Source organism: Nostoc sp. FACHB-110, from assembly GCF_014697425.1.
GTDB lineage: Bacteria > Cyanobacteriota > Cyanobacteriia > Cyanobacteriales > Nostocaceae > Nostoc_B.
Genome location: NZ_JACJRU010000009.1, coordinates 53,936 through 75,930, shown reverse-complemented (window position 1 = coordinate 75,930; position 21,995 = coordinate 53,936). Strand labels below are relative to the sequence as shown.

Annotated in this window: 21 protein-coding genes; 3 read left to right on the top strand and 18 right to left on the bottom strand. The window is 44.3% G+C overall.

Annotated elements, in window-relative coordinates:
- Positions 1-401: 401 nt before the first annotated feature.
- Complete coding sequence (locus H6G69_RS34795) at positions 402-605, bottom strand: hypothetical protein (RefSeq protein ID WP_190686068.1); 204 nt, start codon at positions 603-605, stop codon at positions 402-404.
- Between the two features lie 252 nt (positions 606-857).
- Positions 858-1,100, bottom strand: coding sequence for a hypothetical protein (locus H6G69_RS34790; RefSeq protein WP_190686064.1), 243 nt, complete (start codon positions 1,098-1,100; stop codon positions 858-860).
- 56 nt (positions 1,101-1,156) lie between these two features.
- Between H6G69_RS34790 and H6G69_RS34785 the strand changes: the two genes are divergently transcribed.
- Positions 1,157-1,714, top strand: coding sequence for a DNA (cytosine-5-)-methyltransferase (locus H6G69_RS34785; RefSeq protein ID WP_190686062.1), 558 nt, complete (start codon positions 1,157-1,159; stop codon positions 1,712-1,714).
- A 10-nt stretch (positions 1,715-1,724) separates the two neighbouring features.
- Positions 1,725-2,366, top strand: coding sequence for a hypothetical protein (locus H6G69_RS34780; RefSeq protein WP_190686058.1), 642 nt, complete (start codon positions 1,725-1,727; stop codon positions 2,364-2,366).
- Positions 2,367-2,374: 8 nt separating this feature from the next.
- Here the strand turns inward: H6G69_RS34780 and H6G69_RS11285 are convergent, their stop codons facing one another.
- The 4 genes from H6G69_RS11285 to H6G69_RS11270 all read right to left on the bottom strand — a co-directional run bounded on the left by H6G69_RS11285 (position 2,375) and on the right by H6G69_RS11270 (position 4,898).
- Positions 2,375-2,605, bottom strand: coding sequence for a hypothetical protein (locus tag H6G69_RS11285; RefSeq protein ID WP_190686056.1), 231 nt, complete (start codon positions 2,603-2,605; stop codon positions 2,375-2,377).
- Positions 2,599-3,009: a hypothetical protein gene (locus H6G69_RS11280; protein WP_190686053.1), complete on the bottom strand. Its 411-nt coding sequence runs from the start codon at positions 3,007-3,009 to the stop codon at positions 2,599-2,601. The genes H6G69_RS11285 and H6G69_RS11280 overlap by 7 nt, the downstream gene beginning before the upstream one ends.
- 115 nt (positions 3,010-3,124) lie before the next feature.
- Positions 3,125-4,054, bottom strand: coding sequence for a major capsid protein (locus H6G69_RS11275; RefSeq protein WP_206757642.1), 930 nt, complete (start codon positions 4,052-4,054; stop codon positions 3,125-3,127).
- A 118-nt stretch (positions 4,055-4,172) separates the two neighbouring features.
- On the bottom strand, positions 4,173-4,898 hold the full coding sequence (locus H6G69_RS11270) for a hypothetical protein (RefSeq protein ID WP_190686048.1): 726 nt from the start codon (positions 4,896-4,898) through the stop codon (positions 4,173-4,175).
- 118 nt (positions 4,899-5,016) lie between these two features.
- Between H6G69_RS11270 and H6G69_RS11265 the strand changes: the two genes are divergently transcribed.
- Positions 5,017-5,646 carry a ferritin-like domain-containing protein gene (locus H6G69_RS11265; protein WP_190686045.1) on the top strand — a complete coding sequence of 210 codons (630 nt, stop codon included), beginning with the start codon at positions 5,017-5,019 and terminating at the stop codon, positions 5,644-5,646.
- Here the strand turns inward: H6G69_RS11265 and H6G69_RS11260 are convergent.
- The 12 genes from H6G69_RS11260 to H6G69_RS11205 form a co-directional block, all read right to left on the bottom strand.
- Positions 5,611-6,186, bottom strand: a complete 576-nt coding sequence (locus H6G69_RS11260) for a hypothetical protein (RefSeq protein WP_190686042.1) — start codon at positions 6,184-6,186, stop codon at positions 5,611-5,613. The genes H6G69_RS11265 and H6G69_RS11260 overlap by 36 nt on opposite strands.
- Before the next feature lie 2 nt (positions 6,187-6,188).
- A complete protein-coding gene (locus H6G69_RS11255) occupies positions 6,189-6,467 on the bottom strand; it encodes a hypothetical protein (protein ID WP_190686039.1) in 279 nt (92 codons plus the stop codon).
- Positions 6,464-7,438, bottom strand: a complete 975-nt coding sequence (locus H6G69_RS11250) for a hypothetical protein (protein ID WP_190686035.1) — start codon at positions 7,436-7,438, stop codon at positions 6,464-6,466. The genes H6G69_RS11255 and H6G69_RS11250 overlap by 4 nt, the downstream gene beginning before the upstream one ends.
- Positions 7,428-7,871, bottom strand: a complete 444-nt coding sequence (locus H6G69_RS11245) for a hypothetical protein (protein ID WP_190686032.1) — start codon at positions 7,869-7,871, stop codon at positions 7,428-7,430. The genes H6G69_RS11250 and H6G69_RS11245 overlap by 11 nt, the downstream gene beginning before the upstream one ends.
- 260 nt (positions 7,872-8,131) lie before the next feature.
- Positions 8,132-10,291, bottom strand: coding sequence for a hypothetical protein (locus H6G69_RS11240; RefSeq protein WP_190686029.1), 2,160 nt, complete (start codon positions 10,289-10,291; stop codon positions 8,132-8,134).
- Complete coding sequence (locus H6G69_RS11235) at positions 10,292-10,537, bottom strand: hypothetical protein (protein WP_190686026.1); 246 nt, start codon at positions 10,535-10,537, stop codon at positions 10,292-10,294.
- A 5-nt stretch (positions 10,538-10,542) separates the two neighbouring features.
- Positions 10,543-11,394, bottom strand: a complete 852-nt coding sequence (locus tag H6G69_RS11230; protein WP_190686023.1) for a hypothetical protein — start codon at positions 11,392-11,394, stop codon at positions 10,543-10,545.
- 5 nt (positions 11,395-11,399) lie between these two features.
- Positions 11,400-12,086 carry a hypothetical protein gene (locus tag H6G69_RS11225; RefSeq protein WP_190686020.1) on the bottom strand — a complete coding sequence of 229 codons (687 nt, stop codon included), beginning with the start codon at positions 12,084-12,086 and terminating at the stop codon, positions 11,400-11,402.
- Positions 12,086-12,343 (bottom strand): hypothetical protein, encoded by a 258-nt coding sequence (locus H6G69_RS11220; protein WP_190686017.1) that lies wholly within the window; start codon positions 12,341-12,343, stop codon positions 12,086-12,088. Before H6G69_RS11220 ends, H6G69_RS11225 begins: the two co-directional genes overlap by 1 nt.
- A complete protein-coding gene (locus H6G69_RS11215) occupies positions 12,340-13,182 on the bottom strand; it encodes a hypothetical protein (RefSeq protein WP_190686014.1) in 843 nt (280 codons plus the stop codon). The genes H6G69_RS11220 and H6G69_RS11215 overlap by 4 nt, the downstream gene beginning before the upstream one ends.
- A 63-nt stretch (positions 13,183-13,245) precedes the next feature.
- A complete protein-coding gene (locus tag H6G69_RS11210) occupies positions 13,246-13,629 on the bottom strand; it encodes a hypothetical protein (protein ID WP_190686011.1) in 384 nt (127 codons plus the stop codon).
- Positions 13,626-21,938, bottom strand: a complete 8,313-nt coding sequence (locus H6G69_RS11205; RefSeq protein ID WP_190686008.1) for a tape measure protein — start codon at positions 21,936-21,938, stop codon at positions 13,626-13,628. The genes H6G69_RS11210 and H6G69_RS11205 overlap by 4 nt, the downstream gene beginning before the upstream one ends.
- Positions 21,939-21,995: the final 57 nt, after the last annotated feature.

Below are 21,995 nucleotides of genomic sequence, written 5' to 3'. Positions count from 1 at the left end.
GGATAAGAGAGAGAGAAAATCCCTGGTGCTATCACTTCAAAAAGTGGGATGGTGATATGGCAGTTGGTGTGTGGCAGGGGAAAGAATTTTTAATTCCGCGTCAGTTGTTGATGGTTGTTGAAGTTTTGGAAAATCAAGCTTATGAAAAATTTTTCAGGAAGTTAGAACAGCGCAATTTAAAGCAAACCGAGATATCCACAGATTTCGGAAAGCTAAAAGTAGGCGATCGCCTCATTCACCACTCCACCAATAACAAAGGAATCCATATTCACTTAGCTACTGTAATTGCAGTAGCAAAAGGCGAAATTACCTTTCGCCGCGAACACAATGGCTGTATGGACTCTTTTAGCTACAAAGAGCTAAAAGAAGCTGGCTATTCCAAATATTCAGAATCAGAATCGTCAGGATCGGGATTGAGCTTGGGCGATGCCTCCGGCAACTCCAAGCCTATCGGGATTGGAGAACGTGTTCGCATCACTCAAGTTAGAAACCAAAATCTCAGCCACTGGATAGGATACGAAGCCGAAGTAACAAGCATTGATGACAAAACCATTGGCGTGTTGACTGGCGAGGGAGAACAGAAAAAATACCTCACTCTCAAGCATAGTTGGTACACTCCAATCGAATGTACACAGCAATCAAAGGTTGATAAGGCACTAGAGCAACGCCTGGATTCTCTCAAAAGACTCAAGAGTGGTTGCAGGTATTGGGACTCTAAATCTAATCGCTTTGGCAAATTCGTCAATAAAGCACCAGACAGTTTTGCTGAACTCATAGACGACGAACACAAACATTTCACAGCAAACCCTAATAGCCTATGGTCAGCTAATAGATGGGAAGGCTTGAAAGTCAGGCATTTAACCAAAGACAAACAAGGCGTAATTGATCGCTGGCATCCCCATACTGGTGGATGGTGGGTGATTTGGGATGAAGGTATAGACCATGCCTGTCAAGATGATCAGTTGATTCCCGTGATTGAAGTTGGCGATAGATTCGCCATCACGCCAGGCGTAACCCAGCACTTCGAGGTGGTGAAAATTGGCAAAGGGAAAACCCCATACCACATTAAGTGGACGCTTGGCCCCGATGAAGAACAGCAAGTTGATATTGAGTTTTTTAGGAAGTTTAAGCTTGTTAATAAGGAAAATATAAAATTATGCTCACATCAGGACACATCTTCTGTGGTGGAGGTGGCGATACAGAAGGAAGCATTGCCGCAGGATATCGACCAATCTGGGGAATTGAAGAAGACCCCTACGCCGCAGCTGTGTACAGAAAGCGATTCCCTACAACAAGACTCATCGAGCAAGATATCAGAACCATCACAGACGAATTTATTCTCAGCCTCCCAGTACCAGATATCACAATTTTCGGCTCACCTTGTCCAGATTTTTCCGTGGCTGGTAAGCGAGATGGACTTGCTGGAATTCGCGGACAACTGTTTTTTGAAGGACTCAGATGTATTCGCCTCCAACGTCCACCCGCATTCTTGTTTGAAAATGTTGACGGACTCCTTAGCGCAGATAAAGGATCTGCCTTCCCGCAAGTCATCCAAGCGTTTACAAGTTTGGGGTATTGCTGCACCTGGCAACTTAGGAATGGAAACCGCCACGTCCCCCAAAACCGAGAAAGGATTTTCATCGTGGGCTATCACGGCAGATGTGAGAGCAATACAGCCCAAACTAGGGAAGAAGTCGTTAGCCGAAATATTTGACGCTTCGCCGGTGAACGAGTTCATCGGCGATGAGATTGATGAAGCTTACACAATTCGCGCCAACAGCTTTATAGCTGGTGTGGGCAATGAGTCACATTCCAATACTTTTGTCAAAGTCCCGGTCAGGGTTTATCAAGATGGCGTTGAGCCAACTGATGAAGCTCCTACTATCTGCCCTGCTGGATGGCAGGGCAGACCACCACAAAATAGAACCAAGTCTGGCTCATCTTTTGCTGTGTTGTACAGGGCTGCTGACGGCGATCGCCTTTACACAGAGCTTGCCCCATGCCTGAGAAGTCAAAAGGATGCGGGAACCGGAGCCTACAAAATCCGCGAGTACAACGGTGAGCAGTATCTTGAAAGACCGATCAATGCCACTGAAGCCGAACAGTTGATGGGCTGGGAAGTTCACTCAACCGCAACTGGCATTAATAGGGAAGGGGATGAAATTGCGATCTCTCAAACCCAGAGAATAAAAATGCTGGGTAACGGAATCATCCCAGCAGAGGTAACTGATATTTTGTTTGCGATTAAGCCTATTTTAGAACGCAAATTAGAAAGCGAAGTGCCTGAAAAACTCCGCTTCGCCTATCGCCAGCTACGGCAGAAAGGCATGAGTCATTCTCAGGCACTTGGTATGCTTGGTTCCTGAAAAATTTTTCAGGAAGTCACCTCTTCTACGGTTTCAACAGCAGCTTTACGGCGTTTGGTTGGCGAACTAGGAAGCTCAGAGCTTTCTGGTTCGCCTTCTACTCCTATGGTTTCTGAGCTTTCTGGGATTGACTGGGTTGACCACCCATTCGCCAACCATCCTGCCGCATCAACAGCAGGGATGCGCTTGATTTGCCCTAGTGGGCCATACAAAGTTAAAGGGTCTTGAGGTTTTAACATGATGGCGTGAGGAAAGCTCCGTATGTGAGGTTTCCAGGCGAACCAGTTTTCGAGGCTTTGGAGCGAATATAAATTGCACCTGAGACGATATCCTCAATCCACTCACCAGAAAGTGGTAAATCAAATTGGTTGGCTGTGCCTTGTGGGGTCACTATTCCCACGGTTTTGAAAGTGGAGTTATCGGTAGAAGCCTCAACCGTGATGTCCCACTGAGCAGTGCCAGCAGAAAAACCAGTGTGGGCCGCTACATTGACCACGCACTTGAAGCTTTCTAGTTTAGTGGCAGCAAGAGAGATTGCAGTTCCCGCAGTAGTTGCAGAGATAGCAGAGGCGGAATAATCGCGCAATTCTAGGGCCTTGTCAAAAGGGATGGCGCGACGGTTGGCAATGGTTGATCTTGGCATAGTTAGTTACTTGTTGAAAAATTTTTCATAAAGAAATGGGTGTGGGGTGTAGGGTGTGGGGTGTGGGGATTATTTTTCACTACACCCTACACCCTGCCCCCTACACCCTGATTCATCACGCAACCGCATCAACATCGGTGATACCTGCAAGACGAGCAGCTGCTCTGCCGTGGTAACAAGCAACCGCAGAGTACCAGTCAACCCGCGTGCGATACACAGGCTTGGTTTCCAATTCGCCCAAATCACGGGTTGAAATGCCGAATACGCCATCGATAGCACCCTGGATACCAACCAACATCATGGGTTGGAGACTCACCACATAGATGCTGCTGCAAGCTGTAGAGCTTGAGCCGTCTGGCGAAGTTTCGGTGAATGACAATATCTGATCGCCGTTGTTATCGTAATCAAGAATGAGGATGGGCAAGTCGTTGTACATCTGCACTTGGCGGCCAAACTCATCCAAGGTGTATCTGATATCCCCAGCAATGCCAGCGCGAGCAGCTTTAGATAATTTTCTCCGCATTGCCTTAGACATAAGGACGTGAGTTGGTTGATCTACCAAGTCAATCGTTTCGTCTAATTTTGATAAGCTTAAAGCCCCACCAGCAGATGCGTTGCTCACTAATTGCGAACCTGTGAGGCGAACCTGCAAACCATCAAAAACTCTAGAGTTAGTACGCGAATCGCCCTTGATAAAGTTGCGTGTCCACATCAGGGACAATGCTTTGACCTTCATCAGTTCATGGACAGAGCGAACGGATTCCCCTTGCGTGTCAATGATAAATTTGTCAACATCGAGGTCGCCGCCTGCGATTTTGTGGGCTTCTGATTGGGGGTTGAGAACGCCAACAGATTCATCGTAAGCCTCGTTAATCCCACGAAAGCCAACACCAGGAAGTGTATCTTCCCTGTTGTAGTGCTTGCCTGTGCCTGGCACATCTTCAAAGGGCAGAACTCGTAAGATTTCAGATTGGGCTGCAAATTCTTCAATAATCGTTCCAGTTTCAATAGAGGGGGCGAGTTTCGCCGCCTCTAGTAGCGTCATTGCCATAAAAGAAAGTATGAAGTGTGAAGTATGAAGTGTGAATCGTAGGGCCTCACGCCTTGCATTTGGATAAAGCCAAAATCACTTCAGCCTTCATCGTTCATGCTGCTGCTGTCTATTAAATTCCCCGTTTCCTGGACTCAGTTAATCGTTCGGCTCTGGGGAGTTTCATCAGCTGCTCTCGCTGCATCGCAGTCCCGCCATTGCCATTGCTGCGTTGCATTCCGCCGCCTGCACCATTACCCACAGGTTCAAAAAGTGATGTGGTAGGGCCAGCACTTCTGAATCTAGTCATCAAGTCTTCAATGGCGTAGGGAGTTCCTTTATCTGTGACCATCTTGGTGCGATCGCGTGGGTCAATGACAACCAACTTCCCAGATTCATCGACTTCGATATATTGCATAGCCCGATCGCGTAGCAAATCAAAATAGGTCAAACCGTCATCATCCTTGCCCGCTTTACCCCCAACCGCGTAGAAGGCTTTTTCTAGGGCATTGGTAACGCGAGTTGATTTGAGGTCGCCTTGCAGTTGCTGAATTTGCTGCTGAAGCGTAGTTCTTTCCCCTTGCCAGCGCTCTTTGAGTTCGCCAAACTTGCGCTGATCTTCAAGCTTCTGTTCTTCGTAGGTTTGAGCAAGTGTTTCTAATTCTTGGTATTTTTTAGGGTCAATGCCTTTAATTTGTTCTAATTGCTTTGATAAATCGCCAATTTGAGTTTCTAGTTCTTTGGCTCTAGAAGCTGCTTTGTCTCTCTCGTCACGAGTGGCTTTGGCAGTATTAAGAATTTTTGTAATTTCTTCGTCTGAATATTGTTTAGGTTGTGGATTGTCAAATTCAGTTGTCATAAATCAGCATCACGCTAACATCACGCTCAGGTTTCCCAATGCTAATTTTTTATAAAAAATACAGATTTCAAGCATAATTTAGCGATCGGGAAATCAGCGATATGAGTAAACTAAATCCATGCTGAAGTTATTATTTAAAATCGCGCTCCTGTTAAATTTTTCAGGAACACTCAGAACTGCCTCAAAATTAGAATATGGGGCGGCTATATTTTGCTTTAAATTATCAATTAGGGCAGAAAATGAAGGGTTGTTGAATTTAGCGAAATATCTCAAAGAGCAATACGAGGAAGAAAACTCTCACGCTAAGATGCTAGGGGCTTTAATTGACGGTAAAGAACGCCTCAAACGCAATGGCAACAATGGTAACTGGGATGCCAAAGCACGGATATACACGCCTTTTGATGGGATTAGCCAAAGATATTGGTCAGCAAGATTATTTTTTGGCTTTAAAACGGCTGATGAATTTGCTTGGGCAGATATTCTTGGCTTTATGACGGTAATTGAGGAAATTGTTGTTGTCTTTTACAAAGCACTATCCACAACTAATGACATCGCTGTGAATGCGATCGCCCTCAAAATTCTCCACGATGAAATCAAGCAAGTTGATTGCTTGAAAAAATCATTATCTTCACTGCATCCCCAGCCAAGATTTTTAACCTTTAAATGGCAAATTAGAGTGATACTTGGTGCTTTTGGCGCAGCAATTGACCTACTAGCTAAAGCCAAGCAAAGTAATTGTGTTTCCTGAGATGGTAAAGCACGCGCCATCGAAATAATTGCTGTTACTAGGATTTTTGGCGAATACTGAAATCCAGCGATGAGTACCATCAATGGTTACAGAAGTATTGCCCCCGGTGTGGGGAAGTTCAGCTACAAATTCCCTTCCTGTTAAGGCAGTATTTGGCTCTTCACTCCATCTGTGCAACTGAATAGAGTTTGCGCCAGAAGTAATTGAAATATCAAAGCCAACTTCAATTTTTAATTCAATTGAGGAGTGTGGCGCGTAGAAAGTGAAAGCTTTGCCGCCGACTGCACAGCCACTGGTACAAGCAATAATCCCCCCAAAGGATTCACCGCCGCCGCCAGCACCACTGGCTTTGAGCCATCTGCCGATGCCATCGTCAGGTTCAAGTACAAGGTCATCATCTGCTACGGCAGTAGAGGCGGCTATAAAAACATACCAAGCGGGATTGCTTTTGACTAGCCTTGCATAGCCGTCAGTGCGTTGCGATGATGTCAGGGCTTTGAGGGCATCGATATCAGCAATAGCGTACTTTACCAGAACCATTTTTACCTCGGCATTGCATCAATAATAGGTATCCCCCCAATAGGGGTAACTAAGCTTACTTGATCGCCTTTGGCTAAAACTCCATTAGAAATTGCCCTTGCTGAAAATATTTGTCCTGCGGCGTTGCTGACTCTGTAATGTCCAGTTTCGCTATCGTATCCTATGATTTTTACAGTGGCTTCTTGGGTGCGATCGATACGCTTTTGAATCTGCACCTGCTTTTGTTGGTAAGAGGCGCGATTCATTAAAGATAAAGACTGGAGTATTGATAGTTCGTTCATGTTTGTAAAAAACTGCCTTCTATCAAGGCCATTCCTGGTAATCCACTAGTGTTTGTCATTACTATTTCCCTTTGATAAAGTCCTGAGAAATTAGCAGTTCCTGGAGCGTAGGCGGGGGTGGAAGGCATTGATTTAGCAAGCTTATTATTTTGTGTAGCGGTGTAATAGCTCTCATTATTAAAATCAATTTCGACTTCTTCTTCAATTTTTATTCTGCTACTTTTTAATAAAGCTTCAATTAAAAATTCTTCAGTTTCAATTCGGGTATTCACGCTTCTTAATTCCCCGCAAACAATTAGAAAATTGTTTTTAGCTATTTTTTTTAAGCCTTTAAATTCTTGATTGGTTATGCGCTGATCTGTCCAAATCAGTGGGACAAAAAAAGCACTATTAACTTGATTTACTTCACTAAATTGAGATAAATCTATTCCAATTATTTCAATATTTTTTTGATCCAAAACTAGATTAGGAATTAATACGCCTGTTTCTCCAGGTGTGGGCAGCAATCCCGCATATCCAAAGGAGGCCGTGGATATTCTACTGTCTGGATTCATGGTGTAAATTTTTTGATTTTTGACGCAATAATCTACAATTGCCGCAAATACTGGCGCATTGCTAAGAGGATTGATGTTTAACCAGTTGGTATCAAGAAAGCAAATCATTCCTCCAGTGAATTTGGGCGGGATGGTTGGCACGATGGGTTCAGGTTTTCGGTGTGGCATATTGTCATATTTGTTGCCTCTTAATCTCACCGATTCGCCTTTTCCTGTTGCCCCATTGGTTTGCGCTTTACCATAGCTAATCGAGCCATCGGACTCGCGCAGCCTCGCCAGTCCTGTTTCAGCGTCATATTCCTGATAGCTGGTCGATTGCTGCATTTCCTGTTGTGCCTCAACCGCATCTACAAGCCGCTTGTGGTAGAGATGGCGGTTGGCGGTGGATGTCTGTTGCAATAATTTCTCAGCTTCCATTCACGTAGCCTGAATTGAGCGCGACAACTGGGATTTGATAGCTGTAACTCTGTCCGTCAGCCACAGTGATGGGGTTATCTTCTACAAATAAAGCGACAATCGACCCATTCGCACATCGAGCGCGAAACGTGCCTGAGCCTGTATCTGTGATATCAATGCCAATCTCGAAATCATTGGTCGTGGCGTTGGCAACTGTGTAAACTGTGCCAGCAACGATGCCGCCGGGAAGAGTAGCAAGCGCATCGGCAGTAAAAAGGAGTTTGTCGCCGTTGCTAAATCCGTGGGATGCGATCGCAATTTTATTAGTGACAGCATTCACATTGCTATTGGTGAAAGATTTTGAGGCCGTTGCAACGCTGTCAGCAATGATAAATGCTGTTTGGAATTGCAGCGAACCACCTGAAGCCGTGAAACTTGCGGCAAGCGTCGGCATCTCGTGGCGTTGGTCGGTCGTGTCGTAGCTGCCATCGCCGGAGAAATTGGCTGATTGCCTAGCATAGCCGTTATTAGGCAGCAATTCACTGCTTAGGAAATCAGCTGCGGAACTACTGCGGGTCAATGTCGCAGTGTTCGCCAATGCTAATCGAAACTTGGTGCTATTTGGGGGAGTAGCACCACGGAACAAAACTTCTGCGGTTCTGGTTATCCAATCGTTGGTAAAAGTTCCTGGCATCCTGAAAAATTTTTCAACAACTAAAACAAACTATCAACGTTGTTCCATACATCATCACTCACCTCATCCCACTCAATCGTCTCCCATGTGAGGCGAGAAACATTAATCCCCAACCCCTCGCCAAGCTGCATCTGAGCAGTGGTTGTCCCAAGTAAATAGGGATAAGAGTAAACCTCTATCCCTAACCCTAAACCCAAATACTTTATGTGAGTTTCCGTATATGGTGGCACATCTACCCCGCCGATGCTCGTGCTAACCCAAATGCCATCGCAACTCCACAGGGCTTTTTGCTGCGATACTACCCAAGAGCAGCCATCGGCCAAGTAATTCTGAATTGTGCCGTCTAGCTCAGTGGCCCGAACTGGGTAGAGGGGATGGTAGTTGAAGATTTCATCCACTAACCGCATCGCTAGTTCTTGTCCCTTGTACCGTCCTCGCAGTAATCGCCCTTCACGGGATGCGATCGCAATTAACTGACTCGCCGCCGCACTATTGCTCCCAGTAGTTGAATAAGTAGCGACTTCCCCAGGCTGCAAACTTGGCTCAAGTCTTCCAGCCAACATATCAATCGTAAACGTGCGCTCTCTTTGCTTTAAATTACTGTTGCAGATATCCCCAAAAATTACTTTTTCTTCAATGTTATTTTCTTCAAAAGTACACTTGCTGGGGCATCTTTCTGCTGCTTGTGGTACTTCTTGTCCAGAATTAGAAATGCGGCGTTCTCCATCCCCTGCATCTATTAAATCGAGTTTATTTGAAATAATTTTTGAGTCGGCTTGATATTTAACTAAATCTTGATTTACTCGCACCAAAGATTTAAGGCTATAAGAGTAATACTCCCAAGTGTCCTTATTAATTTCTCGCCAAGTCTGATTGTTTAATTCAGACCTTGGCAGATTAGAAAGCGCATCTTCAGGCGGGAAAAACCAAGCACTCCAATCTTCATTCGTGCCGTTGAGAATAATTATTTCTAGTTCTGCGGTATCGGTAACGATTTTTTTGAGTCGGTCTTTTTTGTCGTATTCGTAGGTTTCTTTAGTCCATTTATTAATATTAAGCTCTAGAATATTGCCCAAATAGTAATTAGGTTTTGCGTCTTTGAATTCGCTGAGATATGTCGCTCTAGGACGATAAGTTTTAGTTTCTTTATATTTAAGCTTACATTCTTTATCGCTTTCAAAATAACTATCTTCCACTACAATTTCTGACTGAATTAATTGCAGTAGTGGGGATAGCACAAAACCACTAGAAGCTTTGTTCCAAAAAGTTTCAGGAATGCACAAACCGTAGGGTTGATAAGTTGCAGTTTTCACCCTGAGTCTGTGTAAATCTTCGCTCCATTCCTGAGCGCGCTCAACTTTTTTGATAACTATGGTGAAGTTGCCGTAATCCTTGCTAACAGTGGAAGCCGCACCATACTGCTCTGTAGTATCTTCCAGTTTTTCAGGCGTTGGCCTTACAATCATCTCAGTGCCTGATGCTTTGAGAATTTCACATGGTGCTTCCGCCCCATCAAGGCGTTTGTACCAAATATCATCAATCCCCACAATCATATTGATGCCAACGTCGGGGCTAATACTAGCTACTCGCACCTGAAAAATTTCCTGATTATCAATCCAGGCAAAACAGTTGTTGGCGTAAAGCAACTTACCAACTGATTGCAGGTATGAACCAGAAAGGTTAAGAGGATAATTGTAAATTGCGCTAGGAAGCGATCCGCCAATTGCCCCAATTCCAGCCAGTCTTAGCAGTGTAGTGATAATTTGTGCTGCGGTTTTCCCTTCATAGCTTTTATTGTCGGCTTTGTCTGGGTCTGTCGGTTCTTTGAAAGAAAGCAGTGATATGAGGTCGCCAACTTCCAAAGTTAACTGCTGCTTCTCGACATCATATTTAGGAGTTAGTATCCTGAGTGCGCCTCTGGGGTGGCGTTGCCGTGTACCTGTGGAATCTGCGATTTCTAGAATTACGCTGACACCCCTACAAAAACGAGTGGGGTTTTTGCGATCGTCTAAAGATTCATCAAAGTCTAATGCTTTGCCCAGAAGAATTTGTCCGCTAAACGAAATCAGCCCAGAAGAATCAAGATGGTTATCACTGCCTTGAAACGAAATTAGGCAAGGTGTGTAATCCTTGCCGCCAATGGTTAATCTGATATTTCTGGCTGATTGATTTACAGTCATCTAAGATATAAAACTATTTAACTTAGCTTGAATAGCTTGGAATTCTGGGAGAAGTCCCAGTTCTTCTGGCGTTCCCGTGATTGATGGCAGGTCTTCAACTTTATACACTTCTCCGTTATCATCAGTCCAAACATTTTGAAGAAAAACTGTTAAGGTTGTTTGACTAATATCACCATTTAAAATATCCCCCTGGTAACGCCAGAACCGAATTGATTTTGTTAATTGGACATTAATCTTTTCAGACATCTTTTTTACCAAAGCATATTACTTAATTGTGTTCTTTTCCAACTATTGGGGGCAACGCACACATAAATGTAATTTGAATCAATCCTAATCTCGCCCAGTGTTCCAGTATCAGTAGAAGATGCTGGTGTGCTATTTAAAGCCGCAAGGCGAAATTGAGATGCTTTAACAGTTCCATTTACTTGTAATTTGTTTGTGTTATCTTCTGTCGGCTCTCCTATTAAAATATTTCCAGTGCTGTTCAATATCAATGAATCTATTTTTGTTGAATCTGTTAAATTCAACAATCTAAATCTAATCGGATATTTAGCACCTGAAACAGAAGATTGTATTAGAAATTCATTGTTTAGAGCTTGAGATATGCTACCGCCTCTTGCACCTATTAAAGATAAATAATTAGATAGATTTTGATGTAATCTTAGCTCGTTCTCGTTAGTTCCTATAGGTGATACTGGGCTTATAGATAGCCTCAAATTTCCGTTGCCGCTATTTCTATTAATACTTAGTGAAGTTAAGTTAGAAGCATCAGAAGAACCAAACTGAGCCTTGGCACTGCTAGAGCCAACAGAAAGCGAACCAGTCAAAATAACCGTTGATGTGTAACTAGTACCGCCTATACCGACACCACCAGCTACCTGCAAAGCCCCCGTCGTTGTAGAAGTTGAAGGCGTTGTATTGGAAATGTTGACTGGATTGCTGAAACTTTTGCTGCCTGATATAGTTTCAGTCCCAGCCAGATGAACGGCTTCTGTGTCCAATTCTTCTATGGCTGCTTGTACATTAGTTGCCGCTATATTTCCTGTAGGAGTAAAGCCCAGTTGACTAGCTACAAACTGATATATTTGCTTGATTTTCAGCATGATAATTACTCATTTGTAGTGTAATGAGCAACTACTGAATCGCCAGTATCAAGACTAAAACCTGCTGCTGCGGCTGACCAAGTTATGGTTTTACTACTAACACTGAAATCAGAAGCGATCGCACTATAAACCGCATTATTGACAAACAACAAAACATTGCTGGTAGTGCTAGGAGTTTTGGTTAAATTGGACAGCGTATTTGTCCCGGTAACTGTCAAAACTTCTGTGTAAACTTTTGCCGCAGTGGGAGATAGATAGTCGTCGTAGACATTCTTATTTAATGCAAAGGATACGGGCAATCTGTAAAAATCAAACCTGTAGGCGAACTCGAAATAAATAGAAGTTGAACTAAAGCTGTAAGCGGTTTCAGTTCCGCTTACCAAGCTGTAATAGCTTAGTGTATAAACCCCGCCTGATTGAGTTAACTTTCCATATATTTCATTACCACTACCATCAACCAAAACTTGCTTTGTAGTTGCATCTAATATTTGCAGAATCAAGCTACTGCTAATAACAACGCCAATGGTGGTCGAGGTGGCAACCTGCAAGGGGACAGAAACGCCCCCATCACCAGCACTACTTAAAGCACTGGTAATTTGTGAAGTCACAGTGGTGCTATTTCCTGATGCTGTTAGCCCATTAATGCCGATCGCAGCATCAATGAGTTTAGTAATTTGTTTGCTTTTAAGCATTAATAATAAGCCTCAATAATATCGGAATTTTCTAAATTAAAAGTTCCAAGCCAAATAAGCGTTGAGCCATCAATAACAAAATCAGTTCCAAAGGCTGCTTTATTCCCATTAATAAAAAGCTGAACTTTTTGGGGTTCTGTCGGCGTTTGAAGAAGTGAAAAATTATTACTTCCAGAAAATTCTAGTAATTGATAATTGGAATTAGCTGATAATTCAGATTCAGATATTATTCCGGCATTCAAAACTAAAACTTTCATAAAGCGATCGCCTGCTTGATATCAATAAACATCTTGCTTGGTGTCATTGCCCAACCCACAGTTAAGACAAAGCCCGTTGTCGGTGGAACTTGGGTTAGGGTTCCATTCGCCCCCAAGAAAATCGGATCTTGAGGTGTCCAAGCCCAAGCTAGGTTTTCAATCTCCCCAAACGTTTGTCCAGTAACCGTTTGCCCTGTTGAGACGGCTTTTTTATTAATCGCCCACACACTCGCTATGTGGTCAGAGTTGGTATTGTCGGCGTAGATAGCCTCGCCACTGGTGTTGAGTGTCATCATTCTGTAAGCAGCCAAAGAAGTTGCAGCTGTGTATCCAGTAGTAATAATTTCGCCACCACCACCCGGTTCTTCCCCAACTGCGATTTTGTCGAGTTCTCGCAGGGTGAATGAGGCGATGTAAGGATATTGCCCGTTGCGTTGCCATTGTGATTTCGGCTCGAACATCCTGGCGTAAAAGCAAGCCGGATAACTCACCCCACCATCAAAAACTGTCTCACTCCCCCCAGATGCCAACCCCCTTGTCCGCGTCCCACTTTCTGTAAAGTTTTCAATTGAATCTTCAATCAAGATGCGGTAGTTGCCTTGGCTGCGGCGTAGTTTGTCGCTGCGATTGAATATGGCGTTAATAGCAAACCACTCTTCCCAACTCACCATCGCTCCAATAGACCAGATGAATTTCGGCTCATACACAGGGCCAGAATCTAAGGGAGTTCCCACAATTGAGTATTCTGTTTGCCCAGTGTCGGGGATGGTGCGATCGTACTGGGTGAATTTTTTCAGGGTGACGGTTAGGGAGTCAATTGAGAGGGTTAGTTGCCTCATGAAAAATTTTTCAGGATGTCAGGAGCGGGATATAGTGATTATTCCTGTAACGGCGATCGCCTTCTAAAATAGCCCCAACCAGGGATTTGTATATCTTGGATGCTTTGGAACACGAGGCTCTAGAGGCTTGAACAATCTAAGATCACCATCATCCTTTGACATGGCTTTAGCTCTTGCATAAATCCATCCATATGGATTTTCTTTCCTGTTTAGGTAGGCGTACATTAATTCCTGGTTTTCAAATACCAGTAAGTCTTCTGTCTGTTGCTCGTCAAAAAATACAGGTACTGAGTGCCAAGAAACTGCGGCTTCACTTTGAATAAATCCCTGTGGCGGTTTACCAAGAAAAGCGTTTTTCAGTTCTATTCGGAAAACTAGTCCGCATATTTGAGGCTGTGCAGCCAGTTTTTTGCACTGGTCAAACATTTTTTCTAAATCAAGGCTCATAACCCCGCCCCCTTCACCGCAGCCCTTGAAACATCGTTCATAATCTTAGCCGCATCATCTACAGGGTTTGGAGTCGTCACACTCAAGCTTCTAGGTGTGTTGGCGAGTTGCAAGATGCGATCGCTCAAAGTATCCAGCCTCTGCTCAATCCCTTGGTTCGCCATTTTTAGCGAGTCTACAATATTGCTGGCAGCCGGCACAACTTTAGCCGCGTCAACCATAGTTGCGGTTTTGTCGATGGGTGGTAGTCCGCCGCCGATAACCTCATCGCTCTTAGTCCAGGTGCGGTTATTGGTTTCTATCAATTGCCCAGTCATCCGCGCCCAATTAAGGCGGCTTTCATAGGCGAATAATCCCTCGCCTTTTTTCTGAATATAGGGATTCTCCCAGCCTTCGACATTGGAGTGCTGAGTGCTGAGTGCTGAGTGCTGAGTTTCGGAGGTTTTCTTGACACTCGCCTCAACTCTCTCCAGTGCTGATGCTTGTTTCCTCGCGCCATCTGCTGCAAGCTGTTGACTAATTGCAGAACGTTGCGTCACTTCCTGAGCCAGGATTGCATTGCGGGATAATTCGTCTTGAATGCCTAAGTTGGCTATAGCATTATCCAATTTCTGATTACTTAAATCAGCCTCACGGTTGGCAATCTCAATCCCAATCTTGGCTGATTCAATAGCGGCGGGGTCTTTTTTGACTTGGGCAATGCGTAAAGCAGCATCCGCTTCTAGTTTTGATTTAGCAGCTGATAGCTGTGCTGATTGGGCATCGTATACAGCAGTTTGCGCCGATATCCTTTGGCGTTGCAAGTCAAGTTGAAGGGATTTTTTCTGAAAGTCTTGCTCAAGTTTCAGGGCTTCAAGCTTCTTAGCTGCAATCTCATCTTCGATTTGGGAGCGTTTGGCAAGTATCTCTAATTCGTTTGTCCCAAACCCCAAAGCCCCCAACTGAGAAGTAATTGCACTCTTAACGGTGGGGTCAAGATTGTCATCTTTGAGGCGGCGACTGAGTTCTAAAGCTCGGTTAGCGTTATCTCGTTTGGTTTCAAGGGGGGAAATCGCTGCGTCGCTGAGTGCCTTAGATAAGTTGTAGCGACTTTCCTCAAGGGTTTTGACTCGCTCTAAACTTGCACTGTACAGTTCAAGCCCAGCTTTTTGAGCTTCCAGTTGAGATGTGAGCGACTTGTAACGATTCTCCTCAGCTTGCATGATGCGCTGGATGTTGCGCTCAACCGTCTCTCGATATTTCTCCTCACCCGCAATCTTCTGGTCAACCAACTGTAAATTGTTCTGGGCCAACTCCTGATTGAGTGCCATTTCCTTTTCAGCCGCTTCTCTACCAGTCAGCAGCCCATCTTGCCGCATTTTCTTGGTTTGGGCGATTTCGGATTTGAGAAGGGTGATTTTATCTGTGGTTGCTTTTTGATCGATGGTGTTTTGTAAGAGTGCGAACTGGTCTTGTCCGGTTTGGGTTAAGCCAGAAGCCAAGAGTCGTTGTTTGGCTTGAGTAGTTCCAGTGGTTTGGTTGAGAGCGATCGCACTTTCCGCCTTCTTGTTGGCAAACTCAATTTCTTTGAGCTTGCGTTGCAGTGTTGTTTGCTGCACAGCAAGTCTATTCTCTGCTTCAGTTCGTTCAAGGTTGGTTTGTTCTGTAGTTAGGTCACGTTCGCGTTTAGCGAATTCTTCTGCGGAAATTTGCCCTTCGGTGTAGTAATGGCGGAGTGCAAGCAGTTGATTATCAAGATTTTTGCGCTGTGACTGAGTGCTAGCAAGTTGAATTCTGGAAAGTTTTTCAGCAGCGACTTCCTCAACAATGTTTCTATCTGCTTGAGCTTGCTTGATGAGGGCAATTTTCTGATTTTCTGCTTTTTGGGTAGCAGCACGGGAACTGGCCGCCGATTCTTCTAAGCTAAATAACGAATTATCTTGAGTCGTTTGCTTGACTTTAAGCTGCGATTCACTAAGAGTTGTTCGCGCTTCAGAGAGTTTGTTTTTCTGTTCTCTGGCGGATTTGAGCCGTTCTAATATCCCCTTATCGCCTTCATCTGTGGTGTTCTTGAGTAAGTCGTCAATTCTAGCTACTGATGAATTTGGTGATACCCCAAGCCTTTGCAAAGTAGTTTGAAATTCAGGAGAGGCGATCGCTTTATCGGTTTTACTAATTGCTGATTCCAAATCAGAAACGTTGATTTGATTCTTATCGCGTTCAGCAACTGCACTTTGCAAGGCAGCGTTACGGGTGGCGAGTTTGTTGGTTGAAAATCCTGCTAGCTGAGAGGAAGCGATCACGCTTTTTCTGTTATTGAAAGCCTGTTCATTCTTCTCCTGGTTCTCAGCCAGTGTGAGATTCAGTTGGCGCAATGATTGAGTAAATGCCAGCACCGGATCAACTCGCAGTGATGCCAAAGCATTTTCAGCTTCAGCCTTGAATTGCTTCAATCGCCCCATCGAGCCTTTGAGTTGCTCAGTCAACTTTAATGCAGCTTCACCACCACCTACCGCCGCCATCCCTTCAGGCGATTTGAGGGATTCAATTTGGGCTTTGATAGCGTTGATTTGCTGATCGGCGCGGGACAAGTCAAGTGTGAAAGGTTTGGCGATATCTGCGCGTTGATTGTTGAGGTCAGTGATTCTGAGGTTTTGTGCCTCCAATCTACGCTTGTCCTCAGCCGGAATTGCTAGTCCTTTATCGGTAAAGTTGCGTTTAGCTTGGGCTTGAAGAATCTGCCGTTGCTGTTCGGCATCGCGCAAGGTTGCATCAATCGCAGGCAGTTGTCCAGTATCGCCAGTACGTGATCTTAGTTGCGCCAATCGCAAATATCCACTGCTTAAAAAGCTGGTATTGGCGTTTGTGATATCGCCTGTATTTTGCGTAATGCGATCGCGTTCTGCTTCCCCGTAAGTTTTTAATGGGTTTTTAACTAATCCGAAAGTGCTGGTATTTGCGTAAAAATTGGCATAGCGAATAAGCGAATTATCGATTGCTTTGCCTACACCGCTAGATGATTCGGGTGTCCCTTCTGAGTTCTGCCCTTTGCCACCTGCCTTCTCAAAAGCCTTGGCTGATTCTTCGGCGGCTCGTTTGGCGGCGTTGGCTGCTTTGTCAAAACTCCCTACCAACTCGGTGTTAACAGCTTGATTAAGCAGGTTGATGATTTCTAAAACTGCAAAGATGCCAGCAGTTAGCTTAACCGAGAAAGAATTATTGATAGTTTGACCAAGAGCCGCCATCCCACCGCTTAATGTGCCGGTTGCCAACTTGGTAGCAATTAATTGAGCGATAACAGCTTGCAAAGCTGAAACCATCTTCACGCTTAAGGCTACAGTCACACCCAGCAAGATAAAGCCCAATTCTTTAGATACAGCAGCCACACCTTTAAGAATAGCAGCGAAAGCCCCTAGCCCAGCCGTTGCTGCTGGTGCAATCCCTTCACCTATGCCCTGTTGCAAACTGGTGAAAGAGTTTTGCAAGTCAAAGATTGCTGACTGTGCATTATCCGCCGCATCTTTAGCTGCATCCCCGAATTCAGTTTGCAGTTGCTTGGCGAATTTAGGAAGGAAATCTTCAGAAAGGATTTGTCCAGAGTCAAGCAAGCGAGTGAATTCTGCCTCGGTCACTCCCATCGCCCGCGCTGCAATACCGAGTGCGCCTGGAATGCGCTCACCAAGCTGTTGCCGGAGTTCTTCGGCTGAAACTTTACCCTTGCTGATCATCTGGGATAGTGCCAAAATTGCGCCCTTGGTATCGTCGGCACTCAAACTCAGCACAGTACTGGCCTGCGACATCCCCAAGAATAATTCACGGGTTTCTTTACCTGCCAACGCTGAACCACGAGAAGCTGATGCCAACTGTGTAAAGCCCTCGGTTGAGGCTTTGAGGGGGATTTTAAGATCCTCAACGGTTTTTCTAACAAACGCTAGATTTTGAGTCCCTGCCGATGCGCCGCCAGAAGCGAAATTGAGCGCGGTTTTAAGTTTATCAAGCTCGACATAAGCCGCAAAGGATTCTTTGGCTATGCTCTGGAAGAAATTTTGCAGGAAGGAAGTAGCAGTAAAGGCTAATGCCCCTTTGATGAATCCTGAAAAATTTTTCATAAGCCTAGACAAGCCAAGCCCAAATGATTCTAAAAATCCTTGGCTAGGTAAGGGCCTACCAATCGCGTCGTAGACTTTTTCAAGTTGAGAAGTTAATCTGTCGAGTTGCTTGACTTGCTTAGAAGTCAAATCATCTGGAGACTCCAGAATCCTTGCTATCCCCCTAGTTGCAGCGCGTGACTGTCGAGCTAACTTGTTAAATTGCTTGGCATCGGCTGTATTACCTGTGGCTTTGGCATTGATCGCCGCAGTTTCCAGTGAAGGTGCGATCGCCGTTTCAGTTTCCAGTGCTAATCGAGCCGCGCGTTTTTTCACGCGTTTGGCGATGCTGTCATCAATGGATTTGAAGATAGATTTGATGCCATTGAACAGGGAAGGAGAGTCTGCAACTTCTTCTAGCTTTTTAATGCGATCGGGCATCAATTCTGGTGCAAGTCCCTCTAGCCCATACTTGCGCTCTAAGTTAGCCGAGAGTTTAGCCCTTCCCCTCACAGTCTCGCGCTGAGAATCAACTTTTTCAGGCGAGAATTTTTCTTCTAGTTGAGCTTGCTGCTTTTCTTGCTCTGCCCTTAAATCATCATAAATTTGAATGATTTGGTCGTATTCTTTAAGCTTCTGTTCAATAGATTTTGTTTGGTCTTTTTGGATGTCTGCAACAATTTTTTGCAGTTCACCTGCATCAACAACTTTGTCAAAAAGTTCTCGCAGTTTAATAGGCAATCCAAATTTTGGATCAACTTGGGCGGGTGATGGAGGTAGTGGAAATTGCGATCGCCCCTTAGCTTTTGGAGTGATAGGAACCAAGGATTTGATTAATTCCCAAGGCGGGGGCGGTGGTGGTGGTAATTCTAAATTTTTTCTTTGAGTGGAGATTTCAGCATCAATTACATCTTGATTTACAGATGTTTTTTGTCGCCTAGTTGCTACGTTTTGATTAATTAATGGCTTGAGTTGATAAGTTGCAGCTACCCTTTGTTTTTGTAGTCCTAGAATCCTACCTTGTAGGGTATTTTTTACAGATTCATCTAGGGTTGTAACCTTGGCTGCAATGTATGTTTTTTCTAATTCATCAATCTGGGCAAGAACTGTTTGCAGTTCTTGAAACTTGCTTTTATCGTCTGGGACTTTAGCTATTCCCTTGAGCTTTAGTCCAAAATTATTAACAGCGTATTTAGTTGCTTTTTCTAGCTCTTGGGTTGGTAACTGCAACAACTCTTGAGCCTGAGCAATCACCTTTTGGGTATCCACCGTAGGTAGTGGAAGTTTAGCTTTAATCTTTTCTGGAGCAACGCCAGAAGCAACGATAGAAGCGGCAATTTCTTCTTTGGTTTTGCCGGATACGCCTTTAATTCCTAGTTCTTTAGCCGCTCTAACTAATTGAGGTTTTTGGTTTTGAATTACTAGTTCTTGTTGGAGTGCCTTGGTTTGGGGTAGCGATTGAGTGAGACTTGCAACTTCAGTTTTGGCATCTTCAATTGTTTGTAAAATCTGCTGATATTGCTTGACTATTTCTTCTATTTCAGCAGTCGGCAATTCATCAATTTTGACAGACTTTGCACCTACCGAATCCGCTTGAGTGCGAATATCTTTAACCAAAGAGAGGTATTTAGCTCTTTGTTTGCTGATGTCAACACCCAACATCCCCGCTTCTTTTATAAATGCAGAAATATTATCAATTAATTTATTGACATCGGTTAGACCAATTTTAGAACCAGCAACGCCACCTAAAGACAAGGCTTGGTCTTTAAGTTGAATACGTTTTAATTCTTCTTTGACGCGATCAGTGTTTCGCAGTTGAAATACATTCGCGCCTGTTTCTAGTTGCCTAGATAAAGGTTTACGTTCATCCGGTTGAATTGCAACTGAAGATTCAATTTTGTCGCCTAGTTTTAAAAGCTCTTCAGGAGTAGGAGTAATATCAACAGCTAATTGCCCAGTTTTATCTGCGATCGCCTTGCCAAATCCATGCTGAAAAGCATGAAATATTTCATGAACGATATTGCCAATAACTTCATCTGCTACTTGGTTAATATCGCCTAGTTGTAGTTGTTGATATAAGTCAGGTCGAATCCTGTAAGTATTAAGCCCTGCATTGTAATCACCACGCCCCGCCACCTCACTAGATGGCACAATGTTTGGGATTTTTTCAGGTGCTAAATTTTTACCCGTGACAATCCGCGAAACAGATTGAACAGCGTCAACATACAATTTAGGCAGAGTGCCTACTTGTTGAGCTTTTTGTTGCTTTAGCCTTTCAAGTTCTAAAGTTTTTTGTCTTTCTTTTTCAGAGGCTAAAGCTTGCCTTTCAATTGCTAATTGCCCTTTACTTGGGCTGGGTGTTGGAATTTCGTTTAAATTGCCAACCTTAACAACTTCCTGCGAAGCCTCCCGAAGCAGTGCAGGAATGGCTTGAATTAATCGCGCCTGCAAATCCTGAATATTTTGAGCGAGTACCGCGTTACCATTGGCTAATTTTTGATTTAATTTGTCAATTTCTTTGGCTGGATCTGCAAGTTCTAATTTGTACAAATCCAATGCTTTATTAGCAGCAGCAGCGCGTTTTTGCAGTTGTTGAATTTGGGCGGGTGTAGCATCAGGAGAAGCGATCGCTTTGTCTAATTCCGTTTTCGCACCAACTGCCAAACCCGTTAATTTATCTAGTTTCTTGCCCCGAATTGCGTCAGGAGTTTTGGCATTGGTTTTAACGTTCTTTTGGGCTTCTTGAAGGGCTTTTTGAGCAGTTACCATCTGCTCAAATACCTCTATCCCTTTTAAAATATCTGCCGATTGGGAAGATAAATTAGATTCAATTCCTAATTCGGCAAGTATTTTTATTTGATTATTTAACTTTTCAAAATATGCAGATTTAGTTTGTTTAAGTGAGGCAATATCTTTGGTATCTTGCTCAATGCTGGCAGTTCCTCCAGCCAACGCTTGAGATAGTTCTGCAATTTTGGCTTTGATGGGAGCTTCAGCAGTTGCCCTTTGTTGTTGTGGTAGTTGAGCGATTTTTGCCAGTTGAGCTTCAAGGGATGCGATCGCTTGTTGAGCGGTTTGGAGTTTCTTGACTTTGGCGGCTAATTCCTTTTCTCGTTGCTTGATAGTTTCGGAGATTTTATCAACGTCACCTTGCTTATCTACAAGGGAGATGAATTCATTACTAGCTGCGGCTTTGGCTTTTTTGCGAGATTTGAATTCTGCTTCTTGAGATGTGAACGTGGCACTAGAGGAGGCAACTGCCCTTTCTTCACTACTAGAGAGCGATTTAATTGCTTGCTTAGGAGAAAGGTTAATGCTGTAGCGTTCAAGTGTGCGCTGCAATAGTTCTAGCTGTTTAGCTACTGCATTACCTATGGGATTAGCTTTGATAGTTGCGACTATCGCATTAGTCGCGCCGGGAATAGCGGCTAATGATTTTTCTACAGCCTTTTGAGATATCAACTCTAGTGAGCCAATCTCAGCACCCAAAGTGGATTGAATTGCTTTGGCAACCCCAGAGCCTACCTGCCTGCCAATAGGTGTGCCGACTCCCTCAAATGCACCACGAAAAGCCCCAGCGAGTGGCGCAGTAATGAGCGATCCAATCCCACCAAAAATAGAACTCAAAAACCCAGTTTTTGGCTTGGCATTTTTGAACCCTTGTTCAATCGCAGAGGTGATATTTTTGCCAATCTCGCCATCAACGGAGATGGAAGTTTTTAAAGCACTTATTTTAGAGCGATCTATGTCAAGCTCGACAGTGGCTCTAATTTTGGCACTCTTGAAAGTATTCTCAATTCTGTTGACAACGCCCTTGACCTGCGAATCAGTGCCAGATTGCAAACCTTGAACTAACCCTTGGGCTGCATATTCCCCTATATCCCGAAAAACCCTAGAGGGAGACTGGATTTGTAGCCCCTTCCTGACCGATTTAACGAGCGAATCAGCCGCAACTTTGCCAGTATCATCCCCTTGGAACCCCTGGTTGAAGCCAGCAAGCGCCTGTTTGCCGATTTCTTGAAACTGCTGTCTGACTGCGGATGCCTGAATGTCGAGCTTGACTGGCACAAGAACTGTAGGGAGAAAGCCAGTTAGACCCTTGATTTGTCGCTCAAAGTCTTTGACATCAAGCTTGGCTTGGATTGCAATGCTTCGTTTCTCACCAGATAGCTTGGCAAGGTCTTTATCGAATTGGGTACGGGAAAGCTTTAACTCTAGGGAGATAGAACCTGCACTGGCCATTGAAGGGAGGGCGATCGCATGACATCAGTGCTTTGGTTCCCTAAGACTTGTGCTAGG

Excerpts from the sequence above, each read along its gene's own strand:
- H6G69_RS11225 (WP_190686020.1), bottom strand. The coding sequence starts at position 12,086 with ATGCTTAAAAGCAAACAAATTACTAAACTCATTGATGCTGCGATCGGC.
- H6G69_RS11285 (WP_190686056.1), bottom strand. The coding sequence starts at position 2,605 with ATGTTAAAACCTCAAGACCCTTTAACTTTGTATGGCCCACTAGGGCAA.
- H6G69_RS11255 (WP_190686039.1), bottom strand. The coding sequence starts at position 6,467 with ATGAACGAACTATCAATACTCCAGTCTTTATCTTTAATGAATCGCGCC.
- H6G69_RS11250 (WP_190686035.1), bottom strand. The coding sequence starts at position 7,438 with ATGGAAGCTGAGAAATTATTGCAACAGACATCCACCGCCAACCGCCAT.
- H6G69_RS11240 (WP_190686029.1), bottom strand. The coding sequence starts at position 10,291 with ATGACTGTAAATCAATCAGCCAGAAATATCAGATTAACCATTGGCGGC.
- H6G69_RS11245 (WP_190686032.1), bottom strand. The coding sequence starts at position 7,871 with ATGCCGACGCTTGCCGCAAGTTTCACGGCTTCAGGTGGTTCGCTGCAA.
- H6G69_RS11220 (WP_190686017.1), bottom strand. The coding sequence starts at position 12,343 with ATGAAAGTTTTAGTTTTGAATGCCGGAATAATATCTGAATCTGAATTA.
- H6G69_RS11230 (WP_190686023.1), bottom strand. The coding sequence starts at position 11,394 with ATGCTGAAAATCAAGCAAATATATCAGTTTGTAGCTAGTCAACTGGGC.
- H6G69_RS11205 (WP_190686008.1), bottom strand. The coding sequence starts at position 21,938 with ATGGCCAGTGCAGGTTCTATCTCCCTAGAGTTAAAGCTTTCCCGTACC.
- H6G69_RS11270 (WP_190686048.1), bottom strand. The coding sequence starts at position 4,898 with ATGACAACTGAATTTGACAATCCACAACCTAAACAATATTCAGACGAA.
- H6G69_RS11235 (WP_190686026.1), bottom strand. The coding sequence starts at position 10,537 with ATGTCTGAAAAGATTAATGTCCAATTAACAAAATCAATTCGGTTCTGG.
- H6G69_RS34795 (WP_190686068.1), bottom strand. The coding sequence starts at position 605 with ATGCTTGAGAGTGAGGTATTTTTTCTGTTCTCCCTCGCCAGTCAACAC.
- H6G69_RS11210 (WP_190686011.1), bottom strand. The coding sequence starts at position 13,629 with ATGAGCCTTGATTTAGAAAAAATGTTTGACCAGTGCAAAAAACTGGCT.
- H6G69_RS11275 (WP_206757642.1), bottom strand. The coding sequence starts at position 4,054 with ATGACGCTACTAGAGGCGGCGAAACTCGCCCCCTCTATTGAAACTGGA.
- H6G69_RS11280 (WP_190686053.1), bottom strand. The coding sequence starts at position 3,009 with ATGCCAAGATCAACCATTGCCAACCGTCGCGCCATCCCTTTTGACAAG.
- H6G69_RS11260 (WP_190686042.1), bottom strand. The coding sequence starts at position 6,186 with ATGGTTCTGGTAAAGTACGCTATTGCTGATATCGATGCCCTCAAAGCC.
- H6G69_RS11265 (WP_190686045.1), top strand. The coding sequence starts at position 5,017 with ATGCTGAAGTTATTATTTAAAATCGCGCTCCTGTTAAATTTTTCAGGA.
- H6G69_RS11215 (WP_190686014.1), bottom strand. The coding sequence starts at position 13,182 with ATGAGGCAACTAACCCTCTCAATTGACTCCCTAACCGTCACCCTGAAA.
- H6G69_RS34785 (WP_190686062.1), top strand. The coding sequence starts at position 1,157 with ATGCTCACATCAGGACACATCTTCTGTGGTGGAGGTGGCGATACAGAA.